Annotated in this window: 14 protein-coding genes; 6 read left to right on the top strand and 8 right to left on the bottom strand. The window is 41.7% G+C overall.

The genetic code is table 11. The features are described from left to right. Positions 1–55: 55 nt before the first annotated feature. From KF820_03220 to KF820_03200, 5 genes are read right to left on the bottom strand one after another with little or no spacing between them, the layout of a single operon-like run. On the bottom strand, positions 56–1,642 hold the full coding sequence (locus KF820_03220; protein ID MBX3457355.1) for an ABC transporter ATP-binding protein: 1,587 nt from the start codon (positions 1,640–1,642) through the stop codon (positions 56–58). Then, entirely contained in the window at positions 1,639–2,667 is a 1,029-nt protein-coding gene (locus tag KF820_03215) for an ABC transporter permease (GenBank protein MBX3457354.1), read from the bottom strand. Before KF820_03215 ends, KF820_03220 begins: the two co-directional genes overlap by 4 nt. 2 nt (positions 2,668–2,669) lie before the next feature. Next, the gene (gene yejB, locus KF820_03210; GenBank protein ID MBX3457353.1) at positions 2,670–3,761 is read right to left on the bottom strand and encodes a microcin C ABC transporter permease YejB; all 1,092 of its coding nucleotides are present in this window, start codon (positions 3,759–3,761) and stop codon (positions 2,670–2,672) included. A gap of 15 nt (positions 3,762–3,776) precedes the next feature. Next, complete coding sequence (locus KF820_03205; protein ID MBX3457352.1) at positions 3,777–5,738, bottom strand: ABC transporter substrate-binding protein; 1,962 nt, start codon at positions 5,736–5,738, stop codon at positions 3,777–3,779. A gap of 9 nt (positions 5,739–5,747) precedes the next feature. Beyond that, complete coding sequence (locus tag KF820_03200) at positions 5,748–6,263, bottom strand: cytochrome c family protein (GenBank protein ID MBX3457351.1); 516 nt, start codon at positions 6,261–6,263, stop codon at positions 5,748–5,750. A gap of 116 nt (positions 6,264–6,379) precedes the next feature. On the opposite strand from KF820_03200, the gene KF820_03195 reads away from it, so the two are divergent. Together KF820_03195 and KF820_03190 are read left to right on the top strand one after the other, a co-directional pair. Beyond that, positions 6,380–7,135 (top strand): 3-deoxy-manno-octulosonate cytidylyltransferase, encoded by a 756-nt coding sequence (locus KF820_03195; GenBank protein ID MBX3457350.1) that lies wholly within the window; start codon positions 6,380–6,382, stop codon positions 7,133–7,135. Between the two features lie 79 nt (positions 7,136–7,214). Beyond that, a complete protein-coding gene (locus KF820_03190) occupies positions 7,215–8,705 on the top strand; it encodes a hypothetical protein (GenBank protein MBX3457349.1) in 1,491 nt (496 codons plus the stop codon). Here the strand turns inward: KF820_03190 and KF820_03185 are convergent. Further along, positions 8,686–9,282 (bottom strand): exopolysaccharide biosynthesis protein, encoded by a 597-nt coding sequence (locus KF820_03185; protein MBX3457348.1) that lies wholly within the window; start codon positions 9,280–9,282, stop codon positions 8,686–8,688. The two genes, KF820_03190 and KF820_03185, sit on opposite strands and share 20 nt — an antisense overlap. A 138-nt stretch (positions 9,283–9,420) precedes the next feature. Between KF820_03185 and KF820_03180 the strand changes: the two genes are divergently transcribed. The 4 genes from KF820_03180 to nth all read left to right on the top strand — a co-directional run bounded on the left by KF820_03180 (position 9,421) and on the right by nth (position 13,211). After that, a complete protein-coding gene (locus KF820_03180) occupies positions 9,421–10,737 on the top strand; it encodes an adenylosuccinate synthetase (protein MBX3457347.1) in 1,317 nt (438 codons plus the stop codon). A gap of 2 nt (positions 10,738–10,739) precedes the next feature. Beyond that, a complete protein-coding gene (locus KF820_03175) occupies positions 10,740–11,366 on the top strand; it encodes an NUDIX hydrolase (protein ID MBX3457346.1) in 627 nt (208 codons plus the stop codon). Between the two features lie 105 nt (positions 11,367–11,471). Further along, positions 11,472–12,494: a GDP-mannose 4,6-dehydratase gene (locus KF820_03170; protein MBX3457345.1), complete on the top strand. Its 1,023-nt coding sequence runs from the start codon at positions 11,472–11,474 to the stop codon at positions 12,492–12,494. Positions 12,495–12,578: 84 nt separating this feature from the next. Then, positions 12,579–13,211, top strand: a complete 633-nt coding sequence (gene nth / locus KF820_03165) for an endonuclease III (protein ID MBX3457344.1) — start codon at positions 12,579–12,581, stop codon at positions 13,209–13,211. Positions 13,212–13,599: 388 nt separating this feature from the next. Here nth and KF820_03160 read toward each other — a convergent pair whose 3' ends face one another. Together KF820_03160 and KF820_03155 are read right to left on the bottom strand one after the other, a co-directional pair. Continuing rightward, complete coding sequence (locus tag KF820_03160; GenBank protein ID MBX3457343.1) at positions 13,600–14,055, bottom strand: OmpA family protein; 456 nt, start codon at positions 14,053–14,055, stop codon at positions 13,600–13,602. A 134-nt stretch (positions 14,056–14,189) separates the two neighbouring features. Next, positions 14,190–15,068 carry a 4-(cytidine 5'-diphospho)-2-C-methyl-D-erythritol kinase gene (locus KF820_03155; GenBank protein MBX3457342.1) on the bottom strand — a complete coding sequence of 293 codons (879 nt, stop codon included), beginning with the start codon at positions 15,066–15,068 and terminating at the stop codon, positions 14,190–14,192.

Raw genomic sequence — 15,068 nt, 5'->3', positions numbered from 1 at the left:
AACCTCATATTTACTGAAGATTAGTGACTCAACGAACGATATAGTTTTATTTTGTTTACTGAAAAGCAGCAGCCATGAGTTTCTTGGCATAATCAGATTGAGCATGGTAGACAATCTGATCGGTTTCCCCTTGCTCCACAACTTTTCCGTCTTTCATGACCATGATGCGGTGGCTCATGGCTTTGACGACTTTTAAGTCATGACTGATGAACAAATAAGACAGCGTGTATTTCTGTTGCAACTGACGCAGCAAGTCAATCACTTCCGCCTGAATTGATCGATCCAGCGCTGAAGTTGGTTCATCAAGCACCAAAACATCGGGCTTTAGGACTAAAGCACGGGCAATACAAATGCGCTGACGTTGTCCTCCTGAAAATTCATGGGGATAGCGGTGACGCGCCTCTTCTGACAAACCAACTTCCTTTAGACTCTGAATCACAGCCGCATCAATTTCATCGGGCGTTAAATTGGTATGAACTTCTAACCCCTCACCGATGATTTGCTGAATTGAAAAGCGTGGATTTAAGGAACCAAACGGATCTTGGAAAATGATTTGCAAATGCTTACGCATAGTTCGCATTTGCTTCACAGATAAGAGATCAACAGAATCACCCGCATAAATAATGCGCCCTTGGCTTGGCACAAGTCGTAAAAGACCGTAGGCAAGCGTACTTTTACCACTCCCACTTTCCCCAACAATTCCCAATGTTTCGCCCTTATGAAGCGTTAAATCAATCCCATCAACAGCTTTGAAGATTTCTGGTTTCTGCCAGAACCAATCAGGTTTTCTCTTAAAGTAGACAGCTAAATTCTGCGCCTCAACAATCACATCTGGGCTCGGCTGAGTCAAAGGAGTCCCGTGGGGCTCTGCTGCAATTAAAGCTTGAGTATAAGGATGCTGCGGCGATGCCAAAACATCAGCACATGTTCCCTGCTCAACCAATACGCCGTTTTTCATAACCGCAATATTATCCGCAATCTTTTTGACCATATTCAAGTCATGACTAATCAGTAGTAAACCCATATTAAATTTTTTCTGCAATGACTTAATCAGATCGATAATCCCAGCTTGGATAGTCACATCCAATGCTGTTGTTGGCTCATCAGCGATCAAGAGCTCTGGTTCACAAGCCAGCGCCATGGCAATCATAACCCGTTGACGCTGTCCCCCGGAAAGTTGATGGGGGTAAGCATCAAGACGCTTGTGACCATCGCGAAATCCAACAAGTTCCAGCAATTCTAAAACCCGTTGACGTGCTTGCTGTGGCGTCATTCTCTTGTGAATCAGCAGAGGTTCAGCAATCTGACGTTCAATAGTATGCAATGGATTGAGAGCGGTCATCGGCTCTTGGAAAACCATGCCGATTTTATTGCCACGGAAATTTCTGAGAAAATCCTCACCCCGATCTAATAATTCCTCACCATCGAAAAGAATAGATCCTGTTGGATGACTAGCAACCGGATAAGGCAGCAACCCCATAATCGATAAAGCAGAAATTGATTTGCCTGAGCCACTTTCACCAACAAGTGCAAGTGTTTGCCCTCGATCCAACTGAAATGAGACGGACTTTACAACATCCACCGTTTCTGCCCCATGAGGACTAAACCGCACACTTAGATCTTTGACGTGCAATAATGTCATTTCGCCACCGCCTTTCGTGGGTCAAAAGCATCACGGACGGCTTCTCCGATAAAGACCAAAAGGCTAAGAATAATCGCAAGGGACATAAACCCTGCCATCACAAGCCAAGTTGCATGCACGTTATTTTTAGCCTGCGTAATCAATTCCCCTAAGGATGGCGACCCCGGTGGCAATCCAAACCCAAGAAAGTCCAAAGAAGTTAACGTTGTGATCGATGCGTTAATAATAAAGGGAAGATACGTGATGGTTGCAACCATAGCGTTGGGTAAAATATGACGGCGCATGATATTAAAGTTGGAAACTCCTAAAGATTCAGCCGCACGGACATAATCGAGTGACCGTGTTCGGAAAAACTCTGCACGCACCACAGCAACCAAATTCATCCAACCAAAGAGCAACATAATCCCTAACAACCACCAAAAACTCGGCTGTACCATACTAGACAAAATCATCAATAAATAGAGGATCGGCAACCCGGCCCAAATTTCAATAAATCGCTGCACATAAAGATCAACCTTACCGCCAAAATATCCTTGGATTCCGCCCACGGTTATACCAATCAACATAGCAAAAAACGTGAGAATAAGGCCAAACCAGATAGATATACGCGTCCCATAAATCAGGCGTGTCAACAGATCTCGCCCCTGGTCATCTGTTCCCAACCAGTTATCTGAAGTCGGGCGAGATGGTGCCGGAGAATCTAAATTATAATTGACCGTATTATAGCTATAGGGAATTAAAGGAAACAGATACCACCCTTTTTGTCGAATCAAATCCTGTACCACAGGATCACGGTAGTCAGCTTCAGTTTCAAAGGTTCCTCCCCAGAAAGTTTCCGGATAGGCTTTGAGAACAGGGCTGTAGATTGCCCCATCATAATAGACCAACAGGGGTTTGTCATTCGCAATAAATTCGGCACAGGTCGTTATAATAAAAATAAAGGCAAAGATAAATAAAGATATATAACCACGCTTATTAGCTTTGAATAACGATAAGCGGCGCTGAGTTAGTGGTGTTAATTTCATGATTAGCCCCGACTCGCAGATAAATCAATACGGCGGTCAACCAACATGTAGGTTAAATCCCCAATTAATTGCAAAAACATACCAATTAACGTGTAAATAAACAACGTTCCAAACATCAAGGGGTAATCTCGACTCAAAGCAGCCTCAAATCCCATATATCCCAGCCCATCCAATGAGAATAAAAATTCAATCAGCAACGATGACGTAAAGAAAATGTGGATAAAAGCGGCTGGGAACCCCGCAATCACAATCAGCATGGCATTGCGAAACACATGAGAATAGAGAACACCACGTTCACTGACGCCCTTTGCGCGCGCCGTGATGACATAGTGTTTATTGATTTCTTCAAGAAACGAATTTTTAGTCAGCAACGTTAACTTAGCAAAACCACCAATAACCATGGCGGACACGGGTAGAATCATATGCCATAAATAGTCAGTTATTTTATGAAACCAGTTAAATGTATCCCATCCATCAGAAACTAAGCCCTTCAATGGAAACCATGTAAAATAACTTCCACCGGCAAAAAATAGAATCAAAAATAAAGCAAATAGAAAACTTGGAACCGCATAGCCGACAACGATCACAGCACTGGTCCACATGTCAAAGCGACTACCATCGCGTACAGCCTTGCGAATTCCTAAAGGAATTGAGATCAGGTAAATCAATAATGTTGTCCACAAGCCAAGCGAGATTGAAACAGGCAGTTTTTGCTGAATTAAAGTCAAAACGGGTGTATCTCGAAAATAGCTTTTCCCAAAATCTAAGTGAATATAGTCTTTAATCATCTTGAAAAACCGTTCGTGGGCTGGTTTATCAAAACCAAATTGCTTTTCTAATTCTTTAATGAACTCTGGGTCAATCCCCTGAGCCCCGCGATACATAGATTCATTCCCTGACATCTTATCAAATTGACTACCGCCATCTCCACCACCTAACCGGGATTCAGCATCGCCGGACTGACCCCGTACTTTGGAAATTATTTGCTCGATTGGCCCCCCCGGGGCAGACTGGATAATCGCAAAATTGATAAGCATAATCCCAAACAACGTTGGGATAATTAATAACAAACGTTTTAAAATATAAGTGGGCATAAATCTCACTAGAAATTAATTGGAATTAGAATCATCAAACATCCCTCTTACCTTACCCCAAAGTGATCTAAAAAATCCACCACTGGGTGTTGATGAGAGTTTCGCATCCAAATCTGCTGCTTTTTGCGGATCAAACCACCATGTTTGGATATCAAAAGGACTAAACGGCGAGGTAAATTCCGGATGGTCAAATTTATCCCAATAAGCAACCTTAATTGTTCCACTTGACCAACCGGGAATCATGTAGAAGTTCCATAATAAGACACGATCCAAGGCACGCGCTCTTTGGCACAGCTGACCATATGAATCAGCTTGGATCAACGCCTCAATCAAACCATCCACCACAGGGTTTTTAATCCCTGCAAAATTCCGCGACCCCGGTACATCTGCACGCCCTGACCCAAAGAAATCACGCTGTTCATTGCCCAGTGAATTACTTTGCAAAACAGACTCGAGCACCATGTCATAATTTTTGGATTCAACACGTTGTGTATAAGACGCCTTGTCAACAGATCGAATAATTGCTTTGACGCCTAATCGCTCTAGAAACTCAGTATAGGGAATACATAATTTTTCTTTGGACTGGTCATCAATCAAGATTTCAAACTCAAAGGGCACACCTGTGCCGATTTGGCGCATAACGCCATTATCAATAGCCCATCCTGCCTGTTTAAACAATTCAGTCGCTCTCAACAGTGCCGCTCGAACGTCCGCATTTTTCTTTAGCGAATTTAAGACAAACTCCTGATTAAAAAGCCGAGAATCAAGTTGATTACGATAGGGGTTTAATACTGAAAGTTCTTCATCGCTCGGCAAATTCTGTGCGGCAAAGCATGAATTGGCATAATAACTCAGATTACGGGTATACCCCCCATAAAAAACATTCCTATTGACCCAGTCAAAATTATACAAAATCGTCAACGCTTCTCTGACCCGAATATCTTGAAAAATAGAACGGCGGGTATTAAAAAAGAAACCATAGGTTGGCTGGGTGGTTTTATAAACAAGCTCTTCTTTTATAACCAATTTTTGTGCAACCGCAGGAAAATCATACCCCATCTTCCACGTTTTCATAGAAGGCTCGCTGCGAATATCAATCCGCCCGCGTTTAAATGCTTCAAATTGAGAGTTCGGATCTAAATAAAAATCAAAATGAATTTCATCAAAATTATTCTTGCCGCGCTGGCTTGGAATATCCTCACCCCACCAATTTTTTACCCGTTCATAGGTAATACTCCGGCCCGGCTCAATTTTTTTGATCCGATACGGGCCACAAGACGGCGCAATAGTTAATGTCGTTTGATCAAAGGGTTGTTTCTCATAGAAATGCTTAGGAAAAATATAAACCTGCCCAAGAATCAAGGGAAGTTCAGGGTTTTTTGTGTCATCTAAATGGAACTTAACAGCTAAAGGCCCGATTTTTTCAACTTTTGGAACGTTTTTATAATAGGTCCGGAACATCGGAAGGCCTTTTTCCTTGAGCGTATTAAAAGACCAAATAACCGTATCAGCCGTTACTTTGACACCATCATCAAATTGAGCTTTAGGATTAATTCGAAAAATAACATACTTACGAGCAAGATCAACTTCAATCGATTCTGCGACAAAAGCATAGGTTTCTCCAGCCCGATCTTTTGCATCAGTCATTAACATTCCCAAGGTTAGACCAATTCCAGCCGGATAATCACCACGCACAATAAAGGGGTTCAAACTATTAAACGTTCCGACAGAACTTAAATTAACACGTCCACCCTTAGGGGCTTTGGGGTTCACGTACTCAAAATTTTGGAATCCGTCGGGGTACTTTCGCTTTTCAAAAACAGAAAAACCCTCAGTCGCCTGAGGGGGCAGATGTCCTGTGTTGGGTTTTGCGTACAAAAATACAGCCAAAACGACAAAAGAAATGATAAATCTAAAAAAATAAAAGAAAGACAGAAGCCCATGCCTAATACGAGCTTTCCCCGTTAAAACCAACAAGATAAAACCTTAACCTTTCAATGTTCGAAGATAGGCGATTAAGTCCGCACGATCCTCTTCTTTCTTTAAGCCGGCAAAAGACATTTTTGTCCCCGGCAGGTAATCACGAGGTTTAATGATAAACTTATTAATTTCTTCCTCGTCCCAATTCCCGCCTTTTTCTTTCATGGCTTTGGAGTACGCAAATTCTGTTGAACCGCGAGCACGACCAATAATAGCCCATAGATCAGGCCCCGTTGGAAGAGCTGCTGCCCCTTTGGCAAAAATATGACACTGAGAACAAACCTTCTTAGCAATTGCTTCGCCATTGGCAACGTTTGCTTTGTCTAAAAGTGGTGTTATGGGTGCAATTTCTTTCTTAGCTTCTTCTGTTCCACCACCCGCAGGCGCAACTTCAATATCAATGATATTCTTTTCTAACCTGTCACGATGGATCAAACCATCCCCCATTAAACTGCCTAACATAGAAATAATTAGAGCAAAGAGAACGGCTCCAGCAATTTTGTTGAATTCAAAGCTATTCATAATTTTCCAGAAATTTTACCTAACCTTGAGTTGATTATAATCTGAATTTATTCCATTTGCCAATGGGGTTGTAAGCACGGTATAACTATAAAAAACCATTAATAGTTGCCCCTAGAATGACAAAAACTATTACAATTATTCCTGCCCGTTTAGCATCAACGCGCCTCCCCAATAAACCCTTGGCTGACATCAACGGGAAACCTATGATTATTCGCGTGATGGAACAGGCTTACAAAGCTGATTTAGGCCCTGTTTTGGTTGCCTGTTGTGGTCCAGAAATCCGCAATATTGTCGAATCTCATGGGGGAATTGCCATCGAAACAGACCCTCATTTACCCTCAGGAAGCGATCGAATTGTTGAGGCCCTGCGACAATATGACCCGAGTAATAGCTATGAGAATATTATCAATCTGCAAGGCGATCTCCCTCTTATTGCCCCCACTGTCATCCAAGCATCTCTCGTCCCCATTACAGAACATGGCTTTGACGTTGGCACTCTGGGAGCACGAATTAACTCACAAGAAGATGCACAAAATCCAAATGTTGTAAAAATTGCGACTTCTGCCTGGGAAAAACACAATGATTTAGCTTTGGCAAAAGCCATATACTTTAGCCGCCTTCCCATCCCGGCTAATGCAGAAACCCATTACTACCACATTGGAATTTATGCTTACAAACGAAATGCTCTTGAGCGTTTTGTCAGTCTTCCCCCATCTCATCTAGAGCTGACAGAGAAACTAGAACAACTCCGCGCTCTTGAGGCTGGCATGACAATCGGCGTTGGACTCGTCGATGAGGTTCCCTTGAGTGTTGACACTCCCGAAGATCTAGAATGTGTTAGATCTGCATATACAGAAAGCTACTGTACTTAAATTCGCGTAATCTTTACTTGAATAATACTGAATAAACACTATTTCATTGTTGAAATGTTTTTTATTCGGGCATATTTTAATGAACAAGACCTTAATCAAAGCAGCAATATTAGTCAGCTTATTCTTTCCGGCAGGGTCAACAGAGAACATAGAGTCACAAAAATTACATCGCTATGACACGGTCAGGGATCTCTTAGCTATTTATAATCAACATCGGGTCGATCTCAGCAAAGATTTTGAAGAATCAACATGGAATGAAACGCCGCAACTTCCGCAAAAACTCATAACCGTACTCAAAGAATGGTCAAGCAACAATGAATTTTCGACTGTAGAGGCAACTCAGCCTCTATTTTTTCAGATAAAACCCGAAAATATTGTAACTGATGTTAATGCTCTAGAAGGGGGTTTTGTCAGTGGACAAATTTATCGTGTTACAACATACAATACAAAAACATCCAATGAACAGATCTTTTACATCAAATACCTGAGAACAAAACCCATCTTGGTCTCAAAAGGTCGAGTATTAGGCGAACAAATTAACCTCGATAGCCTTTCAAAATCACCTACACTTGCAACAGCTCAAGAACAATTTGATATCATGCTCCCCATAGCGACGTTTCAGTACGGAAAAAAAGTCTTTATGGTTATCCCTTCCGCCAAAGGGGAAAGCTTTACATCTCTAGTTAAAAAAGACCTCGGCCAGACTGTTAATTTAGCATTTTCAGCTTTAGGGAAAGCATTGGGTAATCTTCATGTAAAGATCAGGCATTTCACAGGACAAGGTTCCCCCAAAACATTAAGTGATTTTATTAATGTAACTGTTGTATCTCATGGAGACTTACACGGAGATAACGTCTTTTATGATAAAACAACAGGACAACTTTCATTGATCGACGTTGAAACCATGGCTAATAGCTTAGATACTAATGGAACGCCTAATAGTCCAATTTTTTATGATATGTTTTACATGCTATTGATGTCCTCAAAAAAATTTGGGGACTACATGAAGGACGATAACTGGACACCTTTTTTGAGTATGTTTAAAGCTTATATCTCTGTATACCCGGAAGATGAACGCAAAGGCGTTTATGATTACCTAATATATTGCCTAAAAAACACAAAAAACATTAAATTTACAGATTTATTCGAGAAATTTAAGATCAAAAAAGGATTTGGCTCAGGACGCATTGAAGGAGCAAGAATAATAGCCGACGCATTAAAACAAGAGCGCGACAAGTTATTTCCAAATTCATCGCCACAACGCGATTTTGCCCATAGAATAAACCCTCGGCCTAGTAAAAACACGCTTTCTCTGGATATGGTAAAACGAACGATTGAACAACGCTATCGCCCAGCATACCCTAGCGAAGTGCAAGCATCATCATCCGCACCCACACAGCCGGCAATCCCCCCGATCAAATCTGTTCCAACGGAACCACCCATGAGCAATCGACACGTTGAAAACATGTCGATCAAACCAGGGAATATGAGTAAGCTACAAGCCTTTTGGGAAAACCAAACGCGCAAAGGAACAACAGATACCACGACGCCTAAATCAACCCCAAAATAAAACCACCGATTTTAGCCGCCAGATGATATAAAAGCACGCAAAAGATAAGAGTGTAAATCATGCCTAAGACGGCAACAATGCCATCGCGCTCAATAACAGCCATGGAGAGCAAAACAACGCCCCATCCGCCAAAGAAATTTCCAAATGGGATAGGAAGCGCAATTATAACAGAAAGTAGCAGCAAAAAAAATGCAATTATTTTACTAAAAAACCCATAGGTAAAATAGGTAAATCTTGGCTGAATATAGTGTTCAATTTTAACTAAATAGGTGCAACTTCGCCTCACGATCCGATCCAAAACAGATCGATCTATTTCTTTCTTCCTCAAAGTCGATGGCAACCATAGATTCGGCAGATCTATTAGCATTTGCAAGGCGACAAAGCACATTGGCAACCCAAATATCGTCGACACCCCCGGAATTGCACTTAAGAGCAGAGCATTTGGCAAAGCCAATAATAACAACAAGATAGCCTGACCTCGATGCCCCAGCGCATCCACCAGGTCACCAAGCCTAACCTTAGAAGCCGGATGAGACTCAAGAAAATCAATAAATATATGGGAAATCGAGGGACGCATAATACCTAATCAATCATTACCTATTTCCACTATTATATCTTAAAAAACAACACTATAACAACAAAACAATAATATTGCCTTAAATTAAACACATTGTTACAACGGAAAATGTGTCCAAATTTAAACGCGAGATTTCAGATGAAAAAAGTTCTCTTAGGCATTTCTCTTTTATCAATAACCAGCACCTTGACTCCGGCATTTAGCGCGACACAAGCCCAGACCGTAACAGTCATTGGTGCCCAATTCGGGGATGAATCAAAAGGAAAAATCACCGATCTTCTTGCTAATCGCAACCCAGCGGCCGTGTGCCGTTTCAATGGCGGGGACAATGCAGGCCGCACCCTTGTTATCAATGGCGTTAAACACAAACTAAGCTTAATCCCATCAGGTATTTTTCATAAGAATGTTACCTGTTTTTTAGGCGCAGGTACAACCATTAACCCAGAAGCATTCTTAAAAGAAATAGCAAAACTTCAGGACGCCGGCGCTGAGATTTCACCAAGAAACCTTAAAATTACAGCCAATGCACCGCTTATCCTCCCCCTTCACAAAGAAATTGAACTGATTGCTGAGAAAGTTAATAATCTCAACACGACAAAAAAAGGCATTGGGCCAAGCTATGAAGATAAGGCCGGACGTCGCGCCATTCGAGCCGGCGACCTCGTTGCCCTTGACCACCCGGAAAATCTTGCTGCGCTGGAAGAAAAAGTCGACAAACTATTAAGTTATCACAATGCCTTACGTCGAGGTTTTAGTGAGCCGGAAATTGAGAAATCAGACGTCATCAACTATCTCAAAGAGATATCCCCGAAAGTTGCCCCGTTTGTTGCTGATGTTGCAACAGAGATCGCAAAACTTCAGGAACAAGGCAAAAAAATCCTTATCGAAGGAGCTCAAAGTGTATGGCTAGACATCAGCCACGGAACCTATCCGTTTGTTACCAGCTCTAACACGTTGGCAACAGCTGCAGATTCAGGTCTCGGCATACGCCTTAAAAATAATCTTGTCTTGGGTTTGGTCAAAGCCTATACAACCCGCGTTGGCAACGGCCCCTTTCCGACACTTTTGAACGATGCAACCGGTGAAAAAATTCGCGAAATTGGTCACGAATTTGGCGCCGTTACAGGTCGAACGCGTGATACAGGCTGGCTAGATCTAGTCACTTTAAAGCAAATGATTCGCATGCAAAAAAACATTAATAAGTCAAAATATGTATTTTTCTCGCAGCAGCTTATGCTTCGCCTTGTTGATAAAGGGATACAGCGAGATCAAGCATACCGAATCATTCAAAAAACGGCTCATGTAGCTCTTGATTCCGGTAAAGACTTTAGGGATGAAGTCAGAAGCGTTAAAGAAATCACAGATAAATTGAGTCCACAAGATCTAGACAAAATCTTTGATCTCGCCTATTATCGCCAAAACGTTAATGTTATTTTCAAACGTGTATTAGGATAACAATGAAAAAATTCGTCAGATATTTAGCTTTAGCATCATTTCTTGCCAGTGATACGGAATCTGCAAACCCCGTCTCATATCAGGAACTAACATCCATAGCAGAACAGAGCCGACAAAATACCGCTCAGAAAATGGCTTCAGGTATTTTTATCATGGATAAGTCAGGGATGATTCTTGGATGTTCTCGTAAAGATCGACGCACTGAATTTGGTCTACCTGGTGGCAAACTGGAAATAGGCGATACGTCCTTTATGGCAGCAACGCGAGAGACAAAAGAAGAAACGGGTGTTTTGATTCTTGAGGAGCAGCTTGCCCCCATCTTTGTGACAAAAGATGGCCCCTTTGATTTTGTAACTTTTGTCCTAAAAGAAGGGCTTCTCTTAGAACGCCCACCGCTTATTCCAGAAGCAGGTGAAGGTGATTGCAAATGGTTAACGCCGTTTGAGTTTATCACAGGAGCTTTCCCCCATTACAACGGTTTACTTCTCCTGATTTTGCCTGATATCTATAAAGATCATTACAAAAATAAGGTGTGGTATAAAAAACTCGAAGGGCTTGGCTTTGATCGAGTTCAAACAATGTCAAACGAAGAAATCCGATCGCTCGTCACAGAAATTGGCGATCAATAGAGTTTTTCAAACGGCTGTTGACCGATTAAGGATTACTGCTTTACTAAAAATTAAATAAAACATTTTTATTCTGGATATATATGATACTGTCCGGAGTTTACCTAAATGTTTAAAACAACAAAACGTTATCTGATTACAGGTGGATGTGGATTTATTGGATCCTCTTTAATCCGACGCCTGCTCCGCCTTCCAAAAACAGAAATTATCAATTTTGATAAATTAGCATATACTGCCTCTTTAAAGTCCCTAATGGAATTCAATAAAAACCCGCGACACCATCATATCAAAGCAGATCTTGCTGATTTTCAAGCAATCCAACACACTCTCGATATGTATCGACCCGATGCAATCATTCACCTTGCAGCCGACACCCCTACAGATAACGTTATAAAGCAACCCGATCCTTTTATTCATAGCAATATTATTGGAACCTATAATTTACTGACAGCAAGCCTTGAGTTATGGCAAAAACATGTTCCGCATTTACAACTGCACCATGTCTCAACAGATGAAGTCTTTGGCAGGATAACTGGTGATCGTTTATTGTCAGAAACATCAAATTATGCCCCCTATTCACCCTACGCCGCGTCGAAGGCAGCTTCTGATCACCTTGTTCGTGCTTGGCACAAAACCTATGACCTCCCCATTACAATCAGTCATAGTGGTCATAATTATGGTCCATTTCAACATCATGAAAAACAAGTTCCAACCATTGTACGCCATTGCTTAGAACACAAACCTATTCTCGTCGATGGAAATGACCAAAATATCCGTGATTGGTTATATATTGATGATCATGTCGATGCTTTATTAGCTATTCTGGAAAAAGGTAAAATCGGCAATACTTATATGATTGGCGGAGATTGCGAACAACGAAATGTTGACCTAATACATCATATTTGTGACCTCATGGATCAGTATTATCCTGCACGACAAGCCTATCGCACATTAATAACACAAGCAAAAGATTGCTCTAATCATTATCGTCATGGCACCGATAGTTCAAAAATCCAACATGAACTTGGCTGGCGTCCAACCACCTTCTTAAAAGAGGGTCTGATAAAAACTATTCGCTGGCATGTTCAGGACTACTATACGACACATCATCCTAAAAAGGTGGCACAATAACGGAAATCAACAATATTGATTGCAACAGGCTAGACATCTCTTTTCTTTCTGATTAAGATACAAAAAACTATATCGATCATAGCCATGTCCCCTGAAAAAACATACGAACTTTTCTCACGATTTCACTCGGCCAACCCTCATCCCCAAACAGAGCTAAATTACACCAATTCGTATACGCTGCTTGTTGCCGTAGCCTTGTCAGCGCAAGCGACAGACATTGGCGTTAACAAGGCAACCAAAGATTTATTTGCCATTGTTGATACTCCACAAAAAATGCTGGGCTTGGGTGAAGAAAAATTAAAAAGCTATATCAAAACAATTGGCCTATTCAACACCAAAGCTAAGAATATTATAGCCGCAGCTGAGATCCTTGTGCGCGACCATCAAGGTGAAATCCCCCGTACCCGTGAAGCTCTTGAAAAACTCCCTGGTGTTGGTCGCAAAACAGCCAACGTTGTTCTGAATGTTGCTTTTGGTGAACCAACGATTGCCGTTGACACACATATTTTCCGCGTATCCAATCGTCTAGGCTTGGTTAAGGGAAAGACCCCTTTGGCTGTTGAATTGCAATTGGAAAAGGTCATCCCTGCTGAATTTCGTCAACATGCCCATCACTGGTTGATACTGCATGGGCGTTATATCTGCAAAGCGCAAAAACCTCAGTGCACGATATGTCCCGTTCGTGATTTGTGTGAGTTTGTTTTGGATCCATCGTAGTATTAACGTCAGTTCGACATAAGAAAGATCAGACAGGCTCATCATCTCTGACGAGCAAAGCTAGGGGGGTATCGCTAGAAAACCCCAGCTTTGAGTGATTGAAGATCTATGTTTGTTTTATGGTTGCCTAGATTCCCGATCAAGAAATTCTTAGCGGGTTTCTTTGAAAACCGAGAATTTCTAGCCGGGAATGACGGATTCTATTGCTTGATAGACTTTCTTATATCGAGCTCACGTTAGTATTAATAGTCGTTACAGCTAATTTTTCGATAAAGGACAAGGGGCGACGATGTGATGAACTTCTAAACTCAAATGAACTAGCTATAAATAGGATGACAAATAAAAAAAGCCCTGCATATGCAGGGCTTTTTGTTTACCGGTGCTAACTTTAGTTAACAACTGTAACTGCAACGCGGTTTTGAGCGTGTGCGTCTTCGGTTTGAGCATCAGCAACAAATGGCTTATCTTTACCGTAAGAAATTGTCCTGAGACGCTTCTTCTCAACACCGTGCTTACCTAGACCATGCATTGCTGCATGCGCACGACGCTTACCTAGAGCCAAGTTGTATTCGCGTGTTCCGCGAGCGTCAGCATGTCCTTCGACTGTTGCTGATGTGTTTGGATAGGTTTTGAACCAAGCTGCTTGAGCTTCCAATACGCGATCGGATTCAGCAGAGATATTGTGCTTGTTGAATGCAAAGAAAACGCGATCTTTTACGTTTGCTTTGAAATCATCAGCAGAACCTGGAACTGGAGCAGAACCTGCTTCCATTGATTCAGGTGAGCATTCACAACCGGCAAGTAGAACACCGAGAGCGATAGCAGAAAGTAACTTGTTACGCATAACTATAAGCCTCTAAAAATAGGTTAATTACTAGTTTATTAAACCATCTTCAGGTTAACAAAACTTTAAAACAAACAAAATTATTTTGAGAAAATCCTAATAAGATTTTCGATACCTGTAGAGTTTTTGCAACATTAGACATAAATATCGGTCCTTTTGACCCACCATCCCCGGTTATTTGAAGCAATTTTATCGGCCATAGCCTGCGCCATGCTTTTATTACGAAACATAGAAAAACACGTAGCCCCAGTACCAGACATTCGAAAATACTTGCACGATGTATTGAGCATAAAGAGCATAAAGATCTTGGGAATATCAGGACAAAGGGGCAAAGCTGCTGCCTGAAGAATATTACGGGTTGATTGCATAAACTGATCCGTTAAAATGTCAGGAGCAGATATTCTTTCATCATATCGCCCACTAAGTTTCGCAAAAACATCAGCTGTTGACAAGCGAACCCCAGAATTAACAAGCACGACCTGTCGTGATAGATTTTTAGGCGTAAGGGGTGTGATTTCCCCCTCTTGACCGCTCCCTTCGACCCAGAAAATTTTCCCTAGTCCCAAATGAAAGGCTAAACTTACCGGCACATCAGCCCCTAAAACACCGCTAGCTTTGACAAAATTCCATTTAGCCGCCTCAAGAGAAGACATAAAATCTTGCCGATACAACCACGCTAAGATAGCCGCCGCATCACTGGTCCCCCCACCTAAGCCTGCTGCTATTGGGATATTTTTTTGAACCTTCACATTATAATGACGAGGAGGTAGCCCTGTATGAGCAAAATACCAAGCAAGAGCTTTTGTTACTGAATCCTGACCAACGTCAATCGTACCGGAAAATTCCCCTTGATAAGAAATATTTGCTACCTTGGATTCCTCTAAAGAAATTTCATCAACGAGATCTGTAAAAGCAAACACAGATTGCAAGGAATGATACCCATTAGGCAACTTTTCCGTGACATGCAACATCAAATTCACTTTGGCATGAGCCTTGATCGTCTTGATCGCCAT

This window comes from Candidatus Paracaedibacteraceae bacterium (genome assembly GCA_019636055.1).
Classification (GTDB): Bacteria; Pseudomonadota; Alphaproteobacteria; order Paracaedibacterales; family Paracaedibacteraceae; genus Paracaedibacter.
This window is presented reverse-complemented; position numbering and strand designations above follow the sequence as displayed.

Excerpts from the sequence above, each read along its gene's own strand:
- KF820_03190 (MBX3457349.1), top strand. The coding sequence starts at position 7,215 with ATGAACAAGACCTTAATCAAAGCAGCAATATTAGTCAGCTTATTCTTT.
- KF820_03195 (MBX3457350.1), top strand. The coding sequence starts at position 6,380 with ATGACAAAAACTATTACAATTATTCCTGCCCGTTTAGCATCAACGCGC.
- KF820_03215 (MBX3457354.1), bottom strand. The coding sequence starts at position 2,667 with ATGAAATTAACACCACTAACTCAGCGCCGCTTATCGTTATTCAAAGCT.
- KF820_03155 (MBX3457342.1), bottom strand. The coding sequence starts at position 15,068 with ATGGCGATCAAGACGATCAAGGCTCATGCCAAAGTGAATTTGATGTTG.
- KF820_03180 (MBX3457347.1), top strand. The coding sequence starts at position 9,421 with ATGAAAAAAGTTCTCTTAGGCATTTCTCTTTTATCAATAACCAGCACC.
- KF820_03200 (MBX3457351.1), bottom strand. The coding sequence starts at position 6,263 with ATGAATAGCTTTGAATTCAACAAAATTGCTGGAGCCGTTCTCTTTGCT.
- KF820_03220 (MBX3457355.1), bottom strand. The coding sequence starts at position 1,642 with ATGACATTATTGCACGTCAAAGATCTAAGTGTGCGGTTTAGTCCTCAT.
- nth (MBX3457344.1), top strand. The coding sequence starts at position 12,579 with ATGTCCCCTGAAAAAACATACGAACTTTTCTCACGATTTCACTCGGCC.
- KF820_03170 (MBX3457345.1), top strand. The coding sequence starts at position 11,472 with ATGTTTAAAACAACAAAACGTTATCTGATTACAGGTGGATGTGGATTT.
- KF820_03175 (MBX3457346.1), top strand. The coding sequence starts at position 10,740 with ATGAAAAAATTCGTCAGATATTTAGCTTTAGCATCATTTCTTGCCAGT.
- KF820_03185 (MBX3457348.1), bottom strand. The coding sequence starts at position 9,282 with ATGCGTCCCTCGATTTCCCATATATTTATTGATTTTCTTGAGTCTCAT.
- yejB (MBX3457353.1), bottom strand. The coding sequence starts at position 3,761 with ATGCCCACTTATATTTTAAAACGTTTGTTATTAATTATCCCAACGTTG.
- KF820_03160 (MBX3457343.1), bottom strand. The coding sequence starts at position 14,055 with ATGCGTAACAAGTTACTTTCTGCTATCGCTCTCGGTGTTCTACTTGCC.